This is a genomic window from Stenotrophomonas sp. Marseille-Q4652, assembly GCF_916618915.1.
Lineage (GTDB): Bacteria > Pseudomonadota > Gammaproteobacteria > Xanthomonadales > Xanthomonadaceae > Stenotrophomonas.
Genome location: NZ_CAKAKE010000001.1, coordinates 3,103,666 through 3,124,490, shown reverse-complemented (window position 1 = coordinate 3,124,490; position 20,825 = coordinate 3,103,666). Strand labels below are relative to the sequence as shown.

General features: G+C 68.7%; 17 protein-coding genes. 7 read left to right on the top strand and 10 right to left on the bottom strand.

Annotation, left to right across the window (positions count from 1 at the left end):
- Window positions 1-80: 80 nt before the first annotated feature.
- From LG380_RS14805 to glmS, 4 genes are all read right to left on the bottom strand, one after another.
- Entirely contained in the window at window positions 81-3,512 is a 3,432-nt protein-coding gene (locus tag LG380_RS14805; RefSeq protein WP_225766128.1) for an SbcC/MukB-like Walker B domain-containing protein, read from the bottom strand.
- Window positions 3,499-4,125 (bottom strand): DUF4194 domain-containing protein, encoded by a 627-nt coding sequence (locus LG380_RS14800; protein ID WP_225766127.1) that lies wholly within the window; start codon window positions 4,123-4,125, stop codon window positions 3,499-3,501. The genes LG380_RS14805 and LG380_RS14800 overlap by 14 nt, the downstream gene beginning before the upstream one ends.
- Window positions 4,122-5,579 (bottom strand): Wadjet anti-phage system protein JetA family protein, encoded by a 1,458-nt coding sequence (locus LG380_RS14795; protein ID WP_225766126.1) that lies wholly within the window; start codon window positions 5,577-5,579, stop codon window positions 4,122-4,124. Before LG380_RS14795 ends, LG380_RS14800 begins: the two co-directional genes overlap by 4 nt.
- Before the next feature lie 153 nt (window positions 5,580-5,732).
- Window positions 5,733-7,562: a glutamine--fructose-6-phosphate transaminase (isomerizing) gene (gene glmS, locus LG380_RS14790; protein ID WP_225766125.1), complete on the bottom strand. Its 1,830-nt coding sequence runs from the start codon at window positions 7,560-7,562 to the stop codon at window positions 5,733-5,735.
- 201 nt (window positions 7,563-7,763) lie between these two features.
- Between glmS and LG380_RS14785 the strand changes: the two genes are divergently transcribed.
- The 6 genes from LG380_RS14785 (at window position 7,764) to LG380_RS14760 (ending at window position 15,309) form a co-directional block, all read left to right on the top strand.
- A complete protein-coding gene (locus LG380_RS14785) occupies window positions 7,764-9,035 on the top strand; it encodes an efflux RND transporter periplasmic adaptor subunit (RefSeq protein ID WP_225766124.1) in 1,272 nt (423 codons plus the stop codon).
- Between the two features lie 41 nt (window positions 9,036-9,076).
- A complete protein-coding gene (locus LG380_RS14780; protein WP_225766123.1) occupies window positions 9,077-9,802 on the top strand; it encodes an ABC transporter ATP-binding protein in 726 nt (241 codons plus the stop codon).
- A 10-nt stretch (window positions 9,803-9,812) separates the two neighbouring features.
- A complete protein-coding gene (locus tag LG380_RS14775) occupies window positions 9,813-11,114 on the top strand; it encodes an ABC transporter permease (RefSeq protein WP_225766122.1) in 1,302 nt (433 codons plus the stop codon).
- A gap of 34 nt (window positions 11,115-11,148) precedes the next feature.
- The gene (locus LG380_RS14770; protein WP_225766121.1) at window positions 11,149-12,381 is read left to right on the top strand and encodes an FtsX-like permease family protein; all 1,233 of its coding nucleotides are present in this window, start codon (window positions 11,149-11,151) and stop codon (window positions 12,379-12,381) included.
- A 250-nt stretch (window positions 12,382-12,631) separates the two neighbouring features.
- Window positions 12,632-13,969, top strand: a complete 1,338-nt coding sequence (locus LG380_RS14765; protein ID WP_225766119.1) for a sigma-54 dependent transcriptional regulator — start codon at window positions 12,632-12,634, stop codon at window positions 13,967-13,969.
- Window positions 13,969-15,309 carry an ATP-binding protein gene (locus LG380_RS14760; RefSeq protein ID WP_225766118.1) on the top strand — a complete coding sequence of 447 codons (1,341 nt, stop codon included), beginning with the start codon at window positions 13,969-13,971 and terminating at the stop codon, window positions 15,307-15,309. Before LG380_RS14765 ends, LG380_RS14760 begins: the two co-directional genes overlap by 1 nt.
- Window positions 15,310-15,337: 28 nt before the next feature.
- Here LG380_RS14760 and LG380_RS14755 read toward each other — a convergent pair whose 3' ends face one another.
- From LG380_RS14755 to glmU, 3 genes are read right to left on the bottom strand one after another with little or no spacing between them, the layout of a single operon-like run.
- Window positions 15,338-15,523 carry a hypothetical protein gene (locus LG380_RS14755; RefSeq protein WP_225766116.1) on the bottom strand — a complete coding sequence of 62 codons (186 nt, stop codon included), beginning with the start codon at window positions 15,521-15,523 and terminating at the stop codon, window positions 15,338-15,340.
- Window positions 15,520-15,867 carry a hypothetical protein gene (locus LG380_RS14750; RefSeq protein ID WP_225766114.1) on the bottom strand — a complete coding sequence of 116 codons (348 nt, stop codon included), beginning with the start codon at window positions 15,865-15,867 and terminating at the stop codon, window positions 15,520-15,522. Before LG380_RS14750 ends, LG380_RS14755 begins: the two co-directional genes overlap by 4 nt.
- The gene (glmU, locus tag LG380_RS14745) at window positions 15,864-17,228 is read right to left on the bottom strand and encodes a bifunctional UDP-N-acetylglucosamine diphosphorylase/glucosamine-1-phosphate N-acetyltransferase GlmU (RefSeq protein ID WP_225766112.1); all 1,365 of its coding nucleotides are present in this window, start codon (window positions 17,226-17,228) and stop codon (window positions 15,864-15,866) included. The genes LG380_RS14750 and glmU overlap by 4 nt, the downstream gene beginning before the upstream one ends.
- Window positions 17,229-17,313: 85 nt before the next feature.
- Between glmU and LG380_RS14740 the strand changes: the two genes are divergently transcribed.
- Window positions 17,314-17,697: a GtrA family protein gene (locus tag LG380_RS14740; RefSeq protein WP_225766111.1), complete on the top strand. Its 384-nt coding sequence runs from the start codon at window positions 17,314-17,316 to the stop codon at window positions 17,695-17,697.
- Between the two features lie 210 nt (window positions 17,698-17,907).
- Here LG380_RS14740 and LG380_RS14735 read toward each other — a convergent pair whose 3' ends face one another.
- The 3 genes from LG380_RS14735 to atpG all read right to left on the bottom strand — a co-directional run bounded on the left by LG380_RS14735 (window position 17,908) and on the right by atpG (window position 20,771).
- Window positions 17,908-18,330, bottom strand: coding sequence for a F0F1 ATP synthase subunit epsilon (locus tag LG380_RS14735; RefSeq protein WP_225766110.1), 423 nt, complete (start codon window positions 18,328-18,330; stop codon window positions 17,908-17,910).
- A gap of 108 nt (window positions 18,331-18,438) precedes the next feature.
- Window positions 18,439-19,866 carry a F0F1 ATP synthase subunit beta gene (atpD, locus tag LG380_RS14730; RefSeq protein ID WP_225766109.1) on the bottom strand — a complete coding sequence of 476 codons (1,428 nt, stop codon included), beginning with the start codon at window positions 19,864-19,866 and terminating at the stop codon, window positions 18,439-18,441.
- Between the two features lie 41 nt (window positions 19,867-19,907).
- Window positions 19,908-20,771, bottom strand: coding sequence for a F0F1 ATP synthase subunit gamma (gene atpG, locus LG380_RS14725; RefSeq protein WP_225766108.1), 864 nt, complete (start codon window positions 20,769-20,771; stop codon window positions 19,908-19,910).
- Between the last annotated feature and the right edge of the window lie 54 nt (window positions 20,772-20,825).

Sequence of the window (20,825 nt, the reverse complement as noted above, 5' to 3'; positions counted from 1 at the left end):
AATCCCGTGGCCGCGGTGATGCCTGCATGGCCGGCATCACCGTCTTCCCGGCGCGCGTCAACCAGTGACGCGCACCGGTCTCAGGTCACCGCCTGCTCACGTTCAATGCGCGCGGTTTCCTCGACCAGCAACTCCGGGTGCAGGTCGAACTGGTCGGACAGCAGCAGCGTGCGCGCGGCCTGGGTGACCTCGATGCGCTCGGCCTGCAGCAGGTCGCCATCGCGGAACAGCTCGATGTAGCTGTCCAGCACGCCCGACAGGGTGCCCTGCGCGGTATCCGGCGCGGCGACCACCAGCTGCAGGCCCAGCGAACGCAGGTAGTTGGTGGTGGCACGCGCGTTCTGCGCGTCGATCTTGTCGCCGAACTCGTCCAGCAGGATCAGGCCCATGCCGCCGGGCTGTGCCTCGGTCTTGCCGTAGGCCGCAGCCAGCGCGGCGCCAGCGATCACGTACAGCGGCGCGCGGTGCTCGCCACCGGAGCCCGAGCGCATGCGCTCGCTGAGGCTGCCGACCACGCGCTCGTCCTGGCGGATCTGCACCTCGAAGCGGAAGAAGCGGCGGTAGTCGTCCAGCGGCGAGCTGGCCGTGCTGGCGCTGACCTTGTCCTCGACCAGCGCGCGGAAGGCCTCCGGCACCTCGCCGGCGCTGCCGAACAGGTTGTCCTCGCCCCCGACGTCGGCGGCGCGCTGGATGAAGCGGTGCAGCTCGCGGAACTCGGGCACCACCTCGTAATGGAACTGGTAGCGCTCGTTGTTGGAGAACACCGGGCTGGCGCGCAGGGTGCGGTTGAGCGTGGCGATCTGCGCCTTGAGCCGGGTGAAGTTGTCGTACAGCGTGGAAGCCACGCCGGAACGGAAGGTCTCCACTGCAGTAGCGTAGGCCTGCTTGGCCTCGGCGTCGTACTGGACCAGCTCGGTGTCGCGCAGCTGGGTCAGCTCGCGCTGCAGCAGGGTGCTGGCCGGGCGCCAGTCGGCCGCTTCGAAATCAAGCTCCAGGCCATGGTCGCGGGCATACTGCGCCAACGCGCTCCAGGCCTCGGGCAGCAGCCGCGCCAGTTGCGCGTCGGCGTCACGGGCGCGTTCCTCACAGCGCTGGGCGCGTTCTTCCAGCGAGGGATACTTCTCGTCCAGCTCCTCGCGCTGGCGTTCGACCCGGTTAGGGTCCACGTCCGCATCGGCGAAGGCTTCCACCGCACGACGGGCGATCAGCTCTTCCTGCTGGCGCAGGCCTTCGAACAGCGCACGGGCGCGCTCCAGCGTCGCTGCGGCCACCGCTTCCTGGCCGACCAGCGCATCGGCGCGCTGTTCGCAGGCCGTCAGTTGCAGGCCGAGCTCGCGCACCGCTTCGGACAGGCGCAGCAGGTCCGGATCCAGCGCCGCCTGCCGGCTCTGCTGGCCGCTGCGGTAACGCTCGCCGACCTGGCGGTGCTCCAGTGCGCGCTCGTGCAGCGACTGCGCCACCGCATCGGCGTCGGCCAGGCGGGCCAGGCCGCGCTGGCAGTCGTCGGCACGACGCAGCTGCGGCTCGATCTGGCGCAGCGCGGTCTCGGCCGATTCGATTTCCTCGTGCAGCACGCGCAGGCGCGCACGGTTGTCCGACGCACCGATACGCAGGTCACCGGCCGCCGGCAGGCGCAGGCGTTCGATGCTGCCGCCGCGGGCCAGCAGGCCGTCGCGGGTCAGGCCCTGGCGGCTGGCGACGAGCTGCGCCTCGGTGTCCACGCAGCGCAGCTCGCCCAGCTGCCGGCGCAGGAAGGCCAGCGCATCGGCGTTGACGCCTTCCAGCAGCGCGGCAACGCTGCCCTCGGCCGGCTTGTCGGCACCACGCGAGTTGCGCGCGTGGCTGGACAGCGCCAGCTTCACGCCGTACACCGAGCGCCCGCCGGACAGCCCGCGGTACAGCCTCACCGCGCGCTCCTCGTCCTTGTCCGGGATCAGCAGCGCCTCGACGTTGCTGCGCAGGTAGCCTTCGATCGCGTGCTGCCAGCTGCTGTCGGTGACCCGCACCAGGTCGCACACCGGCCGCGCGTCGATGCCCTCCTCGCGCAGGTAGCTCATCAAGCGCACGGTGTCGGGGTTGAGTTCGGCCTGGCCGGCGGCCAGGCGCTTCTGGTTCTGCCGCGCGGTGGCCAGCGCGTCGCGCGCCTTGTCGTGGATGGCATGGCACTGGCGGGCGTGGCGATCCACCGCCTCGCGCAGCGGGGCGACCGCCTGCACGGCCTGGCGGGCGCGCGCGAACAGTTGCTCCGGTGTCCACGGCAGCGCGTCTTCGGCGGCCAGCGCCGACAGCTCGGCATGCCACACGTCCCATTCCTGGCGCGCGGCATCGAGCGCGTCGACGTCGATGCTGTCCAGGCCCAGCGCCTGCACCTGGCGGAACTGCTCGCGCACGAAACCGACTTCGCGCAGCAGGTCCTTCTTCAGCTGCGCCAGGCGCTCGCGGTCGCGTCCTGCCAGCTCGTCGAGCTGGGCCTGTTCGCCATAGCCCTGGGTGCCCTGCAGGCGTGCGTTGGCGCGGCCGTGTTCCTCGCGCAGGGTGTCGCGCTCGACGCGGGTATCAGCCAGCGCACGGCGGGTGTCGGCCAGGTAGGTTTCGGCGCTGGCGACGTCGGCCTCGGCCTGGTCGAGCTGTTCGCCGTACAGGTCGCGGGCGTACTCGGCCGCCAGCGCGCGCGCCGAGGCCGCGCGTGCGGCCTGCGCGGCGACCTTGGCGTACTGCCGCTCCACGCCTTCGGCCGACTCGATGCGCTGCTTGACCTGCTCGATCTTGACCATGATCTGGCGGAAGCTGTCCAGCAGCGCGCGGAAGCGGGCGATGTCGGTAGGCCGGTCCTCGGCCACCAGGGTGCGTACGAACAGGTCCACGTCCTCGACCCGCTGCAGGTTCAGCGCGTTGAGGAAGGCCTTGCGGTAGGCGTTGATGTCCGGCGTGGCCGACGGGCTGGCGCGCAGGCGGGTCAGCAGGTCGCGCAGGAAGCGCTCGCTGGCGGTGTGCAGCTCGGGCTTCTCGCCGGCTTCCTTGCAGCGGCGGGCGATCAGCTCGCGGAAGCTGTTCCAGGCCAGCGGCAGTTCCTTGCCGTTGACGTGTTCCAGGTGCTCGTCCAGTTCCAGCGCGACGCCCGGCAGCAGGTACAGGCCGTGCACGCGGTGGTCTGGCTCGTCGGCCGATGCCCCCAGGGCGATGCCCACGGTCAGCGGCTGGCCACTCTCCTGGTCGCGGAACACCAGCGAGATGTAGGTGGTGGCGGTGCGGCGCTTGCGGCCTTCGTCACCGCTGCGGAACACGCCCAGGCAGTAGTCGCGGATGGTGCGCGCGCGATGGCTGCCGCCGGCCTGTGCGTTGAAGCGGATGCGGCTGCGGTCGCCGCCGAGCAGCACGATCTGCAGCGCGTCCAGAAGCGCGCTCTTGCCGGCGCCGTTGGGGGCGATGATCGCGCTGGTCGGGTCCAGCTGCAGGCTCTGCGCCTCGAACAGGAAGAACTGGACGAGGTGGATACGTTCAAGCAGCTGCATCGTCGTCCTCTTCGGTCACTTCGCTGTCGTCGTCGCGGTTGTGCTGGTCCAGCCGTTGCAGCCACTGCTCGCCGACGATCTCGACGACGGCCGGGCGCACGCGCAGATGGAACGGCTGCGGGTCATCGCCCTCGGAGTCGACCAGGCGGCACACGCCCCAGCGCTTGAGCGTGCGCGCCAGCGTGCGCAGTGCGCCGACGTCGGGCATGCCGCGGCCGGTCAGCGCCAGCCAGCTTTCCTGCAGCTCGGGCAGCTCGACCACGACTTCGCCGCCGTCCTCGATCAGGCCCTGGCGCATCGCCTCGTCATAGCGCTGGCGCAGCACCAGCAGGGCCAGGGTCTCGTCCAGCGTGACCGGCACGCCTTCGCCATGGGCTGGCAGCGCCACCACGTAGCGGTAGTGTGCGTTGCGCTCCAGGCGGATGCCCAGCGGCTCCAGCGCGGCGGTGAAGTCGGCGAGGTGGTCCTCGACCAGGTGGTAGGCCACGCGCGAACGTGGATCAGAGGCGTACAGCACCTGCTCGGTGGCCAGGCGGTAGGCGGCGCGCTCGAAGTCCTGCACGGCATAGGTGCCGTTGGACATCTGGCTCAGGGTGTTCCAGCTGCGTTTCATGCGGTGTTCCGTGCAGTGGACGCGACCCGGCGGATCTGGAAGCGCGGGCCGCGCAGGTAATCGTTGTCGTGGTCGCCGTCGTCAAGCAGCTCCACGCGGAAGCCGCGCAGCAGGCGCCCGAGCGGATCCTCGCGGCGCAGGCCGCCGACGCGGTGGCTGCGCAGCGCCAGGGTCAGCAGGGTCTGGTAGGCGCGCAGGTCCTCGATGCTGGCGATCGCCAGCTCGCGCGAATCGATGCCATCGCCGTCGCCAAGGTGGCGACCGACGTAGCGCGCCATGTCCTCGGCATTGACCAGGCGGGCGCGCTTCATCCGCCGCAGCAGCGCCAGCCGCGCCAGCTGTTCGGGAGTGGGCGGGGTGGTGGCATTGGCGCTGCGCGGGATCGGCTGCGGTCTGCGGTGCGGTGCGCGCAGGCGGCTCTCGTCCATCAGCGGGCCGGCCGCGACGGGCAGACGCAACGCGTCCTCGCTGGCGGTGAGCACGCCGCGGCAGGCCCGGCGCAGCAGCACGTCGAGCCGGTCCGGCGCGCGCAGCCGGTAGTCGAGGAAGGCCAGCGCGCGGCGGTTGGCCTGGCGGATGTCCTCGTCCAGCCGGGCCAGGTATTCGTCGATGCGTTCCAGCTCACGCAGGCGCGACAGGCTGCGCGCCAGCCGCGCCTGCGCGCGCGCCGGATCGCCGTTGCCAGCGTGCTCGGCGTACCACGCCGACAGTTCCTGCCGGCGCGGGCCGGCTTCGAGCTGCTGCACCATCGCCAGGATCGAACTGCGCCGCGCCAGCGGATGGTCGGCGCGGTGCAGTTCGGCGTAGTCGCCGATGAACAGCTGGCTGACGTAGCGCTCGAACCACTGCCGCGCGAACTGCGCCGTGGTCTCGGCCTTGCTCAGTTCCGGCATCAGGTCGCGCACCTGCAGGCTCATCGACGACAGCGACACCAGCAGGCGGCGCGCCTGGTCGGCGGCCTCGTCCAGGGTGCCGCCATCGGCGCGGCCTTCGCTGACCTGCTGCAGCTGCAGCTCGATTGAACGCATCTTGGCCGACAGGAAGGTCGGCCCGTGCTCGCTGAACTCCACCAGGGTGGACAGCAGCTGGGTGACCGCCGGAGGCATCGACACCATCTCGCGCGCGCCGATGCGCTCCTGGCGCAGCCAGCCGGCCAGGCGGAAGCGCTCGTGGATGGCGTTGGCGCGGGTGTTAAGCGAGGCATCGGGGGCCTGGCCGTCCTCGTCTTCCCACGGATCATCGGTGAGCAGGTAGCGCTCGAACGCGGCGGTGATCTCGCGGCGCGGGAAGCCATGGCTGGGCGGCACCGGCGCGTCCGGGCCGAAGAACTCCTCGAACAGCCGGCACAGCAGCGACCAGTAATGCTCGCGGTTGGGCGATGCGAGGGGGCCGAAGATGCCGGCAGGCACGACCGAGAACAGCGACGGGGTGGTCGTGGATGATGTCGTGGTCAAATCCGGGAATCCTGCTACTGCCTGCCGTGCCGCCGGATTGTGGCACAACGCCCACGGCGCCGGCGGCTCGCGGGACTGCCTCTCCATGGCATCCAAATGCCGGCCGATCACCGTCGCCGGCCTGCGCCTGCAGGCGGCGACGGCGCTTGGGGTTTACTCGACGGTGACGCTCTTGGCCAGGTTGCGCGGCTTGTCCACGTCGGTGCCGCGGGCCAGGGCGGTGTGGTAGGCCAGCAGCTGAACCGGAATCGTGTGCACGATCGGGCTCAGCACGCCGGCGTGGCGCGGGGTGCGGATCACGTGCACGCCCTCGGAGGCGGTGAAGTTGCTGTCCTGGTCGGCGAACACGAACAGCTCGCCGCCACGTGCGCGCACTTCCTGCATGTTGGACTTCACCTTCTCCAGCAGGCTGTCGTTGGGGGCGATCACCACCACCGGCATTTCCGCGTCCACCAGCGCCAGCGGGCCGTGCTTGAGCTCACCGGCCGGATAGGCCTCGGCGTGGATGTAGGAGATTTCCTTCAGCTTGAGCGCGCCTTCCAGCGCGATCGGGTAGTGCAGGCCGCGACCGAGGAACAGCGCGTTGGCCTTGCCGGCAAAATGCTCGGCCCACACCGCGATCTGCGGCTCCAGGTTCAGCGCGTGCTGCACGCTGCCCGGGACCATGCGCAGCTGCTCCAGGTAGCCGGCTTCCTGCGCGGCGTCGATGCGGCCGCGCAGTTTGCCCAGCACCACGGTCAGCTGGAACAGCGCCACCAGCTGGGTGGTGAAGGCCTTGGTCGAGGCCACGCCGATCTCGGCACCGGCGCGGGTGTAGCAGACCAGTTCGCTGGCACGCGGGATCGCGCTTTCCGGCACGTTGCAGATCGACAGCGTGTGCGTGTGGCCCAGCGACCTGGCGTACTTGAGCGCCTCCATCGTGTCCAGGGTTTCGCCGGACTGGGAGATGGTGACGATCAGGTGCTTCGGGTTCGCATGCGCGGCGCGGTAGCGGTACTCGCTGGCGATCTCCACGCTGCATGGCAACCCGGCGATGGCCTCGATCCAGTAACGCGCGGTAAGGCCAGCGTAATAGCTGGTACCGCAGGCGATGATCTGCACGCCCTCGATGCCCGAGAGCATCTGCTCGGCATTCTTGCCGAACAGCGTGGCCGGGAAACCGGCTGCATCGATCGCCGCCTCGATGGTGTCGCCCAGCGCGCGCGGCTGCTCGTGGATTTCCTTCTGCATGAAGTGGCGGAACGGGCCCAGCTCCAGCGAGGCCAGCGACACATCGGACACGTGTTCGCCGCGCGCCACCGGCAGGTTGTGCTCGTCATAGACCTGCACGCCATCGCGGCGCAACTCGGCAGTGTCGCCTTCCTCGAGGAAGATCACCCGGCGCGTGGCCTGCACGATCGCCGACACGTCGGAGGCGACGAAGTTCTCGCCCTCGCCCAGGCCGACCAGCAGCGGACAGCCCATGCGCGCGGCGACCAGCCGATCCGGTTCGGCCTGGCTGACCACGGCCAGCGCATAGGCGCCGGTGAGCTCCTTGACCGTGCGCTGCAGCGCCACCAGCAGGTCGTCGCCTTCCTTGAGGTGGTGGTGCATCAGGTGGGCGATGACCTCGGTGTCGGTCTGCGACTCGAAGGTATAGCCCAGTGCCAGCAGCTTCTCGCGCTGCTCCTCGTGGTTCTCGATGATGCCGTTGTGGACCAGCGCCACGCCCTCGCTCACATGCGGGTGGGCATTGGCCTCGGTCACGCCGCCATGGGTGGCCCAGCGCGTGTGCCCGATGCCCAGGGTCGCACTGAAATGCGCGGCGGTCGCGGCCGCCTCCATCTCGGCCACGCGACCGGTGCGGCGGACCCGGCGCATGCCGTCCGCACCGAGGACGGCAATACCCGAGGAGTCATACCCGCGGTATTCAAGGCGCTTGAGGCCCTCGACCAGTACCGGGACCACATCGCGATTGGCGATCGCACCCACAATGCCGCACATATTCGATCCAGCAGTAGAGACAGGCGGCCATTTTAGACGGGCGTTCGCCAAGCCGGACACCGCAGCGGCCCGGCAGTGTCCGCCATGGTGTCCGCGGACAGGCGGACACTTCCCGGGCTCGCGAGATTCCCTTTAGTTTCAATGACTTGCAGTTGGCACGACTCGTGCGTAAGACAGGGCAGACCATTCACGAGTGCGCCCATGATTCCCGACACCTCCGCCCAGGATCGCCCGCTGTCCGATGCCGCCGCTCCCGCACGCTGGCGGCGCTGGGCCTGGCCGGCCGCCGGCGCGGTGCTGTTGCTGGGTGCGATTGGCTGGGTGGCCAGCGGCTGGAGTGCCGGTGCGCGCTCGTATGACGGCTCGCGGGTACGCATCGCCCAGGTCACCCGCGGCGACCTGGTGCGCGACCTGTCGGCCGACGGCAAGGTAATCACCGCCAACAGCCCGACCCTGTACGCCATCGCCGGCGGCACGGTCGCCCTGAAGGTGGTGGCCGGCGACGTGGTCAAGCAGGGCCAGGAGCTGGCGGTGATCGACAGCCCGGAACTGCGCAGCAAGCTGGTGCAGGAGGAGTCCACCCTGGCCAGCATGGAAGCCGAGGCCAGCCGCGCCCAGCTCGATGCGCGCATCGCCACGCTCAACGCACGCAAGGCCCTGGACCAGGCCGAAGTGGCGCATACCGCCGCGCGCCGGGACCTGGAGCGCTACGAGCGTGCCTACGCCGGTGGCGCGGTTTCCAACAACGACCTGGCCCGTGCCCAGGACGAAGTGAAGAAGGCCGACATTGGCCTGCAGACCGCGCGCAGCGATGCCGGGCTGCAGGGCCAGGGCGCGATGCTGGACGCACGCAACAAGCGCCTGCTTGCCGACCGGCAGAAGGCGGTGGTGGCCGAGCTGCAGCGCCAGGTCGCCGCGCTGACCCTGCGCGCGCCGTTCGATGGCCAGGTCGGCCAGGTGCAGATTGCCCAGGGCACCAACGTGGTCACCAATGCACCGATCCTGAGCGTGGTCGACCTGAGCGAATTCGAGGTCGAGATCCGCGTGCCGGAAAGCTTCGCCCGTGATCTGGGCATCGGCGTCCCGGCCCAGGTCACCAGCCAGGGCAAGCAGTTCCCGGCCAAGGTGTCGGCGGTGTCGCCGGAAGTGGTCAACGGCGAGGTCACCGCGCGCCTGCGCTTCGACGACGGCCAGCAGCCGCCGGGCCTGCGCCAGAACCAGCGCCTGTCCACCCGCATCGTGCTGGATACCAAGAAGAACGTGCTGATGGTCGAACGTGGCCCGTTCGTCGAGCAGGACGGCGGCCGCTTCGCGTGGGTGGTGGTTGGCCGCAGCGCCGAACGCCGCCCGGTGCAGACCGGCGTCAGCAGCCTGGGCTACGTGGAAATCGTCTCCGGCGCCAACGAAGGCGACCGCATCGTCATCTCCGGCAGCGACCAGTTCGGCGACGCCGAACGCGTGGCGATCAACTGACCCGCCCCTTACACAACGACTTTCACCAAAAGGATTACGTCATGCTGGAAATGCGCAAGGTCTCCAAGGTCTACCGCACCGCGATGGTCGAAACCCACGCCTTGCGCTCGCTCGACCTGCACGTGCGTGAGGGCGAGTTCGTCGCCGTCACCGGTCCGTCCGGCTCGGGCAAGACCACCTTCCTCAACATCGCCGGCCTGCTGGAGACCTTCAACGAAGGCGACTACCTGCTCGACGGCGAGAACGTGCGCGGGATGTCCGACGACGACCGCAGCCGCCTGCGCAACCGCAAGATCGGCTTCATCTTCCAGGGCTTCAACCTGATTCCGGACCTCAACCTGTTCGACAACGTCGACGTGCCGCTGCGCTACCGCGGCATGGGCGCGGCCGAGCGCAAGGCGCGGATCGAGAAGGCGCTGGGCCAGGTCGGCCTGGCCTCGCGCATGAAGCACTTCCCGGCCGAGCTGTCCGGCGGCCAGCAGCAGCGCGTGGCTATTGCCCGCGCACTGGCCGGCGAACCGCGGCTGCTGCTGGCCGACGAACCGACCGGCAACCTCGACTCGCAGATGGCGCGCGGGGTGATGGAACTGCTGGAGGAAATCAACGCCGCCGGTACCACCATCGTCATGGTCACCCATGACCCGGAACTGGCCGCGCGTGCGCAGCGCAACGTGCACATCGTCGACGGCGTGGCCACCGACCTGTCGCTGGAAACGGCGCCGGGCCGGCTCGCCCGCGTGGGTGCCACCGCCGGCACGCCGGCCTGAGGACGCCACCATGTTCTCCTACTACTTCAACCTGGCCCTGCGCAGCTTCCGCCGCGACAAGGCCCTGACCGCACTGATGGTGATGGCCATCGCGCTGGGCATCGGCGCGTGCATGACCACGCTCACCGTGTTCCACGTACTGTCCGGCGATCCGATCCCGAACAAGAGCGATCGCCTGTTCTACGTGCAGCTGGATCCAGCCGACATGCTCGGCTATACCCCCGGCGAGGAACCGTCGGACCAGGTCAGCCGCTATGACGCCGAGGCCTTGTTGCGCGAGAAGCGCGGCCTGCGCCAGGCGATGATGACCGGCGGCGGCGTGTCGGTGACGCCAGATCGCAGTGGACTGGTGCCGTTCCTGACCAACGCACGCTACACCAGCGCCGACTTCTTCCCGATGTTCGAAACGCCGATGCAGTACGGCAATGGCTGGAGCGCCAGGGACGACGAGGCCCGCGCCCGCGTGGCGGTGATCTCCAGGGCGCTCAACGAACGCGTGTTCGGCGGCGGCAACAGCGTCGGCAAGCAGCTGCGCGTGGACCAGGCCGACTTCACCGTGGTCGGCGTCATTGACGAATGGCGGCCGACGCCGCGCTTCTATGACATGTACAGCGACCAGTACGGCCAGCTGGAAGACGTGTTCCTGCCCTTCAGCACCTCGCGCGACCTGGAGATGAGCCGCAACGGCAGCATGGACTGCTGGGGCGACAGCGGCAGCGACCCGACCTCGGCCAACGCGCCGTGCGTGTGGATCCAGTACTGGGTCGAACTGGAATCGGCGACGCAGGCCAGCGGGTTCCGCGACTACCTGGTCAATTACTCCGACCAGCAGCGCGCTGCCGGCCGCTACAAGCGGCCCACCAACGTGCGCCTGCGCAACGTCATGGAACTGCTGGAGTTCAACCGCGTCGTGCCCAACGACGTGGTGATGCAGCTGTGGCTGGGCTTTGGCTTCCTGCTGGTGTGCCTGGTCAACACCGTGGGCCTGTTGCTGGCCAAGTTCCTGCGCCGCGGCAGCGAGATCGGCGTGCGCCGTGCGCTGGGCGCCTCGCGCAAGGCGATCTTCACCCAGTGCCTGGTGGAAGCCGGCACGGTCGGCCTGGCCGGCGGCATCCTCGGCCTGGGCCTGTCCCTGCTTGGGCTTTGGGCCGTGCGCCAGCAGCCGGCCAGCTATGCCGAACACGCCCACCTGGACCTGGGCATGCTGCTGCTCACCTTCGTACTGGCCGTCACCGCCAGCGTGCTGGCCGGGATGCTGCCGGCCTGGCGCGCGATGCAGGTCACACCCGCCATCCAGCTAAAGAGCCAGTAACGGGCACGGCCCGCACGCTTACCGGAGACGCACCATGGACATCCGTCCCATCCTTTCCACCCTGATGCGCCACAAGACCGCGGCCTCGCTGATCGTCATCGAGATCGCGCTGACCTGCGCCATCATCTGCAACGCGCTGTTCATGATCAGCGAGCGCCTGACCGAAGTCCGCGAGGTCAGCGGCCTGGCCGAGAACGAGCTGGTCCGCATCCAGATCACCAGCATCGGCAGCGATGCCGAACAGGATGCCCGCACCCGCAGCGACCTCGCCGCGCTGCGCGGCCTGCCCGGGGTCAGGAACGCCACCGTGACCAATCAGGTACCGTTCGTTAGCTCGTCATGGAACAACTCGGTGCGGCTGAGCCCGGACCAGCAGCAGGCCACGATGAGCGCGACCATGTACATGGCCGACGAGCAGTTCCTCGACACGTTTGGCCTGAAACTGGTGGCCGGTCGCGCCTTCACCCCGGACGAGTACAAGGACGCCTCGACCCTGATGGCGGGGCTGACCGAAGGCAGCCTGCCCTCGTCGATCATCACCCGCAAGATGGCCGACCGGCTGTGGCCCGGCGAGGACCCGATCGGCAAGGGCTACTACAGCGGTGACGAGCAGCCGACCCGCGTGGTGGGCGTGGTCGAGCACCTGATCCGGCCCAGCCGCCAGGGCGGCCCCAGCGCCCGCGAGTACGCGATGATCCTGCCGCTGCGTCCCCACTACAACATCGGTGGCAACTACGTGATCCGCACCGATCCGGATCGTCGCCAGGAAGTACTGGAAGCGGCGAAGAAGGTGCTGCAGGCCAACGGTGCCGACCGCATCATCCTGGAAGACGACTCCAAGACCTTCGAGCAGCTGCGCTCGGAATACTTCCAGGGACCGCGTGCAATGGCGTGGCTGCTGGGCATCGTCTGCGTCGCCCTGCTGCTGGTCACCGCGCTGGGCATCATTGGCCTGGCCAGCTTCTGGGTGCAGCAGCGCACCAAGCAGATCGGCGTGCGCCGGGCGCTGGGCGCCACCCGCGGCCAAGTGCTGCGCTACTTCCAGACCGAGAACTTCCTGCTGGCCAGCATCGGCATCGTGCTCGGCATGCTGCTGGCATTTGCCATCAACCAGCTGCTGATGGGCAAGTACGAGATCGCGCGGCTGCCGCTGCACTACCTGCCGATCGGCGCGGTGCTGCTGTGGGCACTGGGCCAGCTGGCGGTCTATGCGCCGGCCAGGCGTGCGGCGTCGATCCCGCCGGCGACGGCCACCCGCAGCGTGTGAAGCACGTGGCGGTGCCACGCGCACCGCCTTTCCATGCGGATAGCCATGAACCTGCGTGCCAGCCGGGGCATCCAGTCCTGGCGCGACCGCACAGGGCCAGCATCGCTTCCCTGCGAAGGCCTGGCCACTTCACCATGGTCTGGCGCCTGTGCGGTGGCCAGTGGCAGGTGACCGGTTACCAGGTTACGGCACCGAACCACCGCCGCACCATGGCATTACGATTTCCCCATCCAACGACGTCCGAGCCTCCATGTCCAACATCCTCGTCATCGACGACAACATCGCCGTGGCCACCGCGCTGGAGGTGCTGTTCTCGCTGCACGACCTCACTACCCTGCACGCGGCCTCGCCGGAGCAAGGGCTGGCGCTGCTGGACAGCGAGCCGGTGGACCTGGTGATCCAGGACATGAACTTCAGCGCCGACACCACCTCCGGTGACGAGGGCCGGGCGTTGTTCGCCGCGATACGCGAGCGCCATCCGGACCTGCCGGTGGTGCTGCTCACCGCGTGGACGCACCTGGAAAGCGCGGTGGAGCTGATCAAGGCCGGCGCCGCCGACTACGTGGCCAAGCCCTGGCAGGACGCCAAGCTGCTGGCCACGGTCAACAACCTGCTGGAGCTGGCCGACGCACGCCGCGAGCTGGACCAGCGCCGCGATGGCGAACGCCGTCGCCGCGATGACCTCGCCCGTCGTTATGACCTGCGTGGCGCGGTGTTCGCCGACCCGGCCAGCGAGCGCGTGGTCGCCCTGGCCTGCCAGGTCGCGCGCTCGGAGTTGCCGGTGCTGGTCACCGGCCCCAATGGCAGCGGCAAGGAGAAGATCGCCGAGATCATCCAGGCCAATTCGCCGATGCGTGATGGTCCATTCGTGGCGGTCAACTGCGGCGCGCTGCCGGCCGAGCTGATCGAGGCCGAACTGTTCGGCGCCGAGGCCGGCGCCTACACCGGCGCCAACAAGGCGCGCGAGGGCAAGTTCGAGGCGGCCGATGGTGGCACCCTGTTCCTGGACGAGATCGGCAACCTGCCGCCGGCCGGGCAGATGAAGCTGCTGCGCGTGCTCGAGACCGGCCGCTTTGCGCGCTTGGGCTCCAACCGCGAGCGCCAGGTCAGGGTGCGCGTGGTCAGCGCGACCAATGCCGACCTGCCGGCGATGATCCGCGAAGGCAGCTTCCGCGAGGACCTGTACTACCGCCTCAACACCATCGAGCTGGCCATGCCGCCGCTGGCCGAACGTCCGGGCGACATCCTGCCGCTGGCCGAGCATTTCCTCGATGGCGGCAAGCCACTGTCACCCGGCGCCGCCAGCGCGCTGCAACGCCACCCCTGGCCGGGCAACGTGCGCGAGCTGCGCAACGTGATCCAGCGCGCCCAGCTGCTGGCCACCGGCCCGCGCATCGAGGCCGAGGACCTGGCACTGCCACGCGCGCCGGTCGTACGCAACGCACCCGCACGTGAACCGGAACGCGAGCAGATCGAAGCCGCCCTGCAGCGCGCCGGCGGAGTGATCTCGCAGGCCGCCGCCGAGCTGGGCATGAGCCGCCAGGCGCTGTACCGGCGCATGGAACGCCACGGTCTGAAGGCTCCGTGATGCGGATCCGTCGCACCCTCTTCCTGCGCCTGTTCCTGCGCCTGCTGCCGGTGCTGGCGCTGGCCGCGGCGCTGCCGTGGACGTTCGCCTACTGGATCGACCGCGGCTGGGTCGTCGCGGTCAGTTCCACCGTGATCCTGCTCACGCTGGCCTGGTGGAGCCTGCGCCGCGCCCTGGCACCGCTCAACTCGCTGTTCCGCGCCCTGGCTGGCAGCATCAACACCTATCGCGATGGCGAGTTCAACTTCGGCGTGCACTGGCGCAGCCACGATGAAGTGGGCGAGCTGGTGCAGGCCCATGCGCTGCTAGGCGAGGTACTGCGCCAGCAACGCCAGGACCTGGCGCAGCGCGAACTGCTGCTGGACACCATGGTGCAGAACACGCCGGTGGCGATGCTGCTGTCGGCCGACGGTGGCGATGGGGTGCGTCGCGTGGTGTATTCCAACCTGGCCGCACGCAAGCTGCTCAACGATGGCCGCAGGCTCGAGGGCCTGCGCGTGGACGAGCTGATGGACGCACTGCCGGCCGAACTGCGCGAGGCCATCGCCCGCGGCGGCGACAGCCTGTTCGCGGTGGCCGACGGGAACGACGAGGACGAAGAACAGGTCTACCACCTGTCGCGGCGCAACTTCAGCCTCAATGGCCGGCGCCACGAACTGCTGCTGGTGCGCCTGCTCACGCCCGAGTTGCGGCGCCAGGAGGTGCAGACCTGGAAGAAGGTGATCCGCGTGATCAGCCACGAGCTCAACAACTCACTGGCGCCGATCGCCTCGCTGGCCCACTCCGGTGCCGAGCTGGTGCGCCGCGGCCGCCACGAGCGGCTGGGCGAGGTGTTCTCGACCATCGAGGAGCGCGCACGCCATCTTGAAGGTTTCATCCGCGGCTATGCCCGGTTTGCCAAGCTGCCGCAGCCGCAGTTGCAGACCGTGGCGTGGGGCGAGTTCCTCGCCCGCCTGCAGCGGCAGATCAGCTTCGAACTGGAAGGCACCAACGCGGAGCTGCGTGCGCGCGTGGATCCGGCGCAGATGGAGCAGGCCCTGCTCAACCTGCTCAAGAATGCGCATGAGGCCTCCGGCGAGGGCGACGCCAACGACGATGTACGCGTGCGGCTGCTGCGCCTGCCCGGCTGGACCCGGCTGGAGGTTCTGGACCGCGGCCCCGGCATGAACGATGCGGTGCTGGGAAACGCGCTGCTGCCGTTCTACTCGACCAAGCGCAACGGCACCGGCCTGGGCCTGGCGCTTTGCCGCGAAATCGTCGAGGCGCATGGCGGTCGGCTGTCGCTGCAGAACCGCAGCGAAGGAGGGCTGTGCGTGGCGGTGATGCTGCCCGAACCTTGAGCCGTGGCGGCAACGCCGGCGTGATGCCTCAGCCGCGCGTGCCAAGCCAGCGCTGCATCACCACGCGCAGGTGCATCGGAAACTCCAGGCTTCGGTCCCGCGCCAGCACGGCGTGCAGGCCGGGGGTGCATCCGGCCGGATCGAGCACGGCGAAGCCGGCGCGCGCGTAGAAGGGCGCATTCCAGGGCACACCGCGCAGGGTGACCCAGGTCATCCGCCCGGATCCCTCCGCCGTGGCGCGTGCCGCGACGCGCTCGAGCAGGGCGCGCCGAGGCCGCGGCGGCCATCGGCCGGCTCCACGTCCATCTGCTCCAGGTGCACGGCGCCATCCAGCTCCCCGTACAGCGCGTAGCCGGGCACCTGCCCCTCCGCTTCGGCTACCCACGGGCGCCCCTTGCCGGCCGCGTCGATGTGATCGGCCGCCGCCAGATGGGTGCGCGAGAACAGCGACCATGCCGGGTGCCCCCGCAGCAATCCGCATGCACGTTGTTCGATGCCGATCAGCGTGGCGGCGTCGGACGCCCGCCCGGGACGCAGTCGCCAGCCAGTTCCGCTCATTTCTTCGTCGGACGCTTCCAGCCGTCGATGGTCGACTGGCGCGCACGCGCGACGGTGAGCTTGTCGGCCGGCGCATTGCGGGTGACCACGGAGCCGGCGGCAATCGTCGCGCCCGCGCCGACCTCGACCGGTGCCACCAGCGAGGAGTTGGACCCCACGAAGGCCTTGTCACCGATGGTGGTGGTGGACTTGTTCACCCCGTCGTAGTTGCAGGTGATGGTGCCGGCGCCGATGTTCACCGCGGCGCCGATCGTGGCATCGCCCAGGTAGGCCAGGTGGTTGGCCTTGCTGCCCACGCCCATCACCGTCTTCTTGGCCTCGACGAAATTGCCGATGTGCACACCGTCGGCCAGCACCGTGCCCGGGCGCAGGCGCGCGAACGGACCGATCTGCGCCGCGCCCTCGGTGACCACGCCCTCGAGGTCGCAATGCGCGCGCACCTGGGTGCCGGGGCCAAGCCTCACGTCCTTCAGCCGCACGAACGGACCGATCTGCACGCCATCGGCCAGTTCGACCTCGCCCTCCAGCACCACGTTGACATCGATCTGCACGTCGCTGCCCACGACCACGCGGCCACGGATATCCAGCCGCCCTGGATCCAGCACGCGCGCGCCCTGCTGGCACAGCGCACGCACCGCGCGCAGTTGCCAGGCGCGCTCGAGCTGGGCCAGCTGCCACGGATCGTTGGCACCTTCGACTTCGAGCGAATCGGCGACCACGGTCATGCCGGCCGGGGTGAATTCGGACGCCGCCGCGGCGAAGACGTCGGTCAGGTAATACTCGCCCTGCGCGTTCTGGTTGGACAGGCTGGAAAGCCAGCGGCGCAGCGCGGTGGATTCGGCACTGATGATGCCGGTGTTGACGATACGGATCTGCTTCTGCTCGTCGCTGGCATCCTTCTGTTCGACGATCGCCGCGACCTTGCCCTCGGCATCGCGCACGATGCGCCCGTAACCAGTCGGGTCATCCAGCTCGGCAACCAGCACCCCCAGGCGCTCACCATCGCCCAGCAGCCGCTGCAACGTCTCCGGGCGGATCAGTGGAACATCGCCGTACAGCACCAGCACCGTGGCGGTGTCCGGCACGCCCGGCATCGCCTGCTGCACGGCGTGGCCGGTACCCAGGCGCTGGCGCTGCTCGGCCCACTGCAGGTCGGGCTGGTCGGCAAACGCTGACCGCACCGCGTCACCACCGTGACCGTAGACCACGTGGATCGCCTCGGGCTGCAGCTGCCGCGCTGCGTCGATCACGTGCGCCAGCATCGGTCGCCCGGCAATCGGCTGCAGCACCTTGGGCAGCGCCGACTTCATGCGCTTGCCTTCGCCCGCGGCGAGGATGACGACGTGCAGGGGTTGGGTCATTTTGCTTTGGCCTCGGGGAGATAACGTCGACAAATTCTAAGGCCGCGGCCGTTAGCATGTCGGCTCCATCCGCCACGGACCACCCATGGGCCTGTTCCGACAGGGAAGCCAGTTCCTCATCATCGGATTGCTGCAGCTGGCACTGGACTGGGCGGTGTTCGTCGTCGCCACCGCGCTGGGCATGCCGCCGGTGCCCGGCAACGTGCTCGCACGCAGTTCCGGCGCGCTGCTCGGTTTCTGGCTCAACGGCCGCTACACCTTTGCCAGCGCTGGTCACCAGCGGCTGGGCTGGAAGCGCTTCCGGCGCTTCCTCGCAATCTGGGTGCCGGCCACCGTCCTGAGCACCTGGCTGGTGACCATGGTCGCCGCGGCACTGGGACTGCAACTGGCGTGGCTGGCCAAGCCACTGGTGGAGGGCGCGCTGGCCGTGTTGTCGTTCTTCCTGCTGCGCCACGTCGTCTACCGCTGAGACGCCGGTTTCATCCGCAGCCCGATCCAGTTCGCGCGCCGCCACCGGGCGACGCAGCCTGCCGCCGGCAGATATCGCGCGACATCATGGCAGGTGCGTGCCCCCGGACCGGAGCTGGCCCGGCACGACCGCTACGCCCGGGCGACATACCCACAAACGAAAAAGCGCCGGACATGCCGGCGCTTCTCGTGGTGAGCGGGAAATCCCGGCTCAGTGCTTGAGGTTCTTGCGCAGGCGCTCCAGCGCCTGCAGCTGCGCGGTGACCTCGGCCAGGCGCTGCTGCGCCTCGGCCAGTTCCATCGCCTCGCCACGGTTGGCCAGGATGCGCTCGGCTTCTTCCTTGGCCTTGCGGACCGAGGCTTCGTCGATGTCCTGGGCACGGATCGCGGTGTCGGCCAGCACGGTCACCACCTGCGGCTGCACCTCGAGGATGCCGCCGGAAATGGCGAAGTCCAGGTGCTCGCCGGCCGGCGTGGTCACCACGACCTTGCCCGGCTTCAGGCGGGTGATCAGCGGAGCATGCTTGGGCGCGATGCCCAGCTCTCCCAGCTCACCGGTGGCCACGACCAGGGTCGCTTCGCCACTGAAGATTTCCTGCTCGGCGCTGACGATGTCGCAACGGATGGTGCTCATGAAAATCTCTTGGCTGTTCGCGATGGCGGGCCACCGCGGGGAACCGCCGGGACGGGCATCAGCCCGTCACCGGCACGGGATCGGGCGGAACTGGCCGCCCGGTCCTGATCAGGCCTTCTCGGCCATCTTCTTGGCCTTCTCGACGGCTTCCTCGATGGTGCCGACCATGTAGAAGGCCTGCTCCGGCAGGTGGTCGAACTCGCCGTCGACGATGCCCTTGAAGCCGCGGATGGTTTCCTTCAGCGACACGTACTTGCCCGGCGAGCCGGTGAACACTTCGGCCACGTGGAACGGCTGGCTGAAGAATCGCTCGATCTTGCGGGCGCGCGACACGGCCAGCTTGTCTTCTTCGGACAGCTCGTCCATGCCCAGGATCGCGATGATGTCCTTCAGTTCCTTGTACTTCTGCAGGGTCTGCTGGACGCGCTGGGCGGTGTTGTAGTGCTCTTCGCCGATCACCAGCGGATCCATCTGGCGGCTGGTCGAGTCCAGCGGGTCCACGGCCGGGTAGATACCCAGCGAGGCGATCGAACGCGACAGGGTCACGGTCGAGTCCAGGTGGGCGAAGGTGGTGGCCGGCGACGGGTCGGTCAGGTCGTCCGCGGGCACGTACACGGCCTGGATCGAGGTGATCGAACCGGTCTTGGTCGAGGTGATGCGCTCCTGCAGGACGCCCATTTCCTCGGCCAGGGTCGGCTGGTAGCCCACCGCCGACGGCATGCGGCCCAGCAGCGCCGACACTTCGGTACCGGCCAGGGTGTAGCGGTAGATGTTGTCGACGAAGAACAGCACGTCACGGCCCTTGCCCGAAGCGTCCTTCTCGTCGCGGAAGTACTCGGCCATGGTCAGGCCGGTCAGGGCGACGCGCAGGCGGTTGCCCGGCGGCTCGTTCATCTGGCCGTAGACCATCGCCACCTTGGACTCCTTGGGGTTGTCCTTGTTGACGACGCCCGACTCGATCATCTCGTGATAGAAGTCGTTGCCCTCGCGGGTACGCTCACCGACGCCGGCGAACACGGACAGACCCGAGTGCGCCTTGGCGATGTTGTTGATGAGCTCCATCATGTTCACGGTCTTGCCGACGCCGGCGCCGCCGAACAGGCCGACCTTGCCGCCCTTGGCGAACGGGCACATCAGGTCGATGACCTTGATGCCGGTTTCCAGCAGCTCGGTGGTCGAGGCCTGCTCGTCGAAGCTCGGGGCATCACGGTGGATTTCCCAGGTGGTGTCGGCTTCGACATTGCCGGCTTCGTCGATCGGGCGGCCCAGCACGTCCATGATGCGGCCCAGGGTGCCGGTGCCGACCGGCACGGCGATGCCGCGGCCAGTGTTGGTGGCTACCAGGTTGCGCTTCAGGCCATCGGTCGAGCCGAGGGCGATCGCACGCACGACGCCGTCGCCCAGCTGCTGCTGGACTTCGAGGGTGATCTCGGTGTTCTCGACCTTCAGTGCGTCGTACACCTTCGGCACCGACTCGCGCGGGAATTCGACGTCGACGACCGCGCCGATGATCTGAACGATCTTGCCCTGACTCATTGCTGCATCCTCTAATTAAATGCGGTTTGACTGCGCGCGGATCAGACTGCTGCCGCGCCGCCGACGATTTCGGAAATTTCCTGGGTGATCGCTGCCTGGCGCGCCTTGTTGTAGACGAGCTGCAGGGTACCGATCAGCTTGCTGGCGTTGTCGCTGGCGGCCTTCATCGCCACCATTCGCGCGGCGTGCTCGGACGCCACGTTCTCCAGCACGGCCTGGTACACCAGCGACTCGATGTAGCGCGTCATCACGTGCTCGAGCACGGTCGCGGCATCGGGTTCGTACAGGTAGTCCCAGTCGTGGTGCGAGACCTGCGCGTCAGCCGGCGGCAGCGGCAACAGCTGGTCGAAGCTGGCCTTCTGCGTCATCGTGTTCACGAAGCGGTTGTAGACCAGGTACACGCGGTCGACCCTGCCTTCGGTGAAGGCGTCGAGCATGACCTTGATCACGCCGATCAGCTGTTCCAGCTGCGGCATGTCACCGATGTGGGTCACGCTGCCGACCATGTTGACCTTGACGCGGCGGAAGAAGGTCGAAGCCTTCTGGCCGATGGTCACCATGTCCACTTCGGCACCCTGATCCTGGTACTGGCGCATTTCCACCAGCAACTTGCGGAACAGGTTGTTGTTGAGGCCGCCGGCCAGGCCACGGTCGGAAGACACGACGATGTAGCCGACCCGCTTGACCTGGTCACGCTGGACCAGGAACGGGTGCTGGTAGTCGGTGCTGGCCTGGGCCAGGTGACCGATCACCTGCTTCATCGCCTGCGCGTACGGGCGCGAGGTCTTCATCCGGTCCTGGGCCTTGCGGATCTTGGAGGCCGAGACCATCTCGAGCGCGCGCGTCACCTTGCGGGTGTTCTGCACGCTCTTGATCTTGGTTTTGATTTCGCGTCCGCCTGCCATTACTCGCTCGCTTTGCTCGCTTGGTGGGGGGAGGCGTTCACGGCCGTCCCCTGC

Coding starts and splice junctions, on each gene's coding strand:
- LG380_RS14735 (WP_225766110.1), bottom strand. CDS start 18,330: ATGAGCACCATCCGTTGCGACATCGTCAGCGCCGAGCAGGAAATCTTC.
- LG380_RS14800 (WP_225766127.1), bottom strand. CDS start 4,125: ATGAAACGCAGCTGGAACACCCTGAGCCAGATGTCCAACGGCACCTAT.
- atpG (WP_225766108.1), bottom strand. CDS start 20,771: ATGGCAGGCGGACGCGAAATCAAAACCAAGATCAAGAGCGTGCAGAAC.
- LG380_RS14765 (WP_225766119.1), top strand. CDS start 12,632: ATGTCCAACATCCTCGTCATCGACGACAACATCGCCGTGGCCACCGCG.
- atpD (WP_225766109.1), bottom strand. CDS start 19,866: ATGAGTCAGGGCAAGATCGTTCAGATCATCGGCGCGGTCGTCGACGTC.
- LG380_RS14780 (WP_225766123.1), top strand. CDS start 9,077: ATGCTGGAAATGCGCAAGGTCTCCAAGGTCTACCGCACCGCGATGGTC.
- glmS (WP_225766125.1), bottom strand. CDS start 7,562: ATGTGCGGCATTGTGGGTGCGATCGCCAATCGCGATGTGGTCCCGGTA.
- LG380_RS14755 (WP_225766116.1), bottom strand. CDS start 15,523: ATGACCTGGGTCACCCTGCGCGGTGTGCCCTGGAATGCGCCCTTCTAC.
- glmU (WP_225766112.1), bottom strand. CDS start 17,228: ATGACCCAACCCCTGCACGTCGTCATCCTCGCCGCGGGCGAAGGCAAG.
- LG380_RS14785 (WP_225766124.1), top strand. CDS start 7,764: ATGATTCCCGACACCTCCGCCCAGGATCGCCCGCTGTCCGATGCCGCC.
- LG380_RS14770 (WP_225766121.1), top strand. CDS start 11,149: ATGGACATCCGTCCCATCCTTTCCACCCTGATGCGCCACAAGACCGCG.
- LG380_RS14805 (WP_225766128.1), bottom strand. CDS start 3,512: ATGCAGCTGCTTGAACGTATCCACCTCGTCCAGTTCTTCCTGTTCGAG.
- LG380_RS14750 (WP_225766114.1), bottom strand. CDS start 15,867: ATGAGCGGAACTGGCTGGCGACTGCGTCCCGGGCGGGCGTCCGACGCC.
- LG380_RS14740 (WP_225766111.1), top strand. CDS start 17,314: ATGGGCCTGTTCCGACAGGGAAGCCAGTTCCTCATCATCGGATTGCTG.
- LG380_RS14760 (WP_225766118.1), top strand. CDS start 13,969: ATGCGGATCCGTCGCACCCTCTTCCTGCGCCTGTTCCTGCGCCTGCTG.
- LG380_RS14775 (WP_225766122.1), top strand. CDS start 9,813: ATGTTCTCCTACTACTTCAACCTGGCCCTGCGCAGCTTCCGCCGCGAC.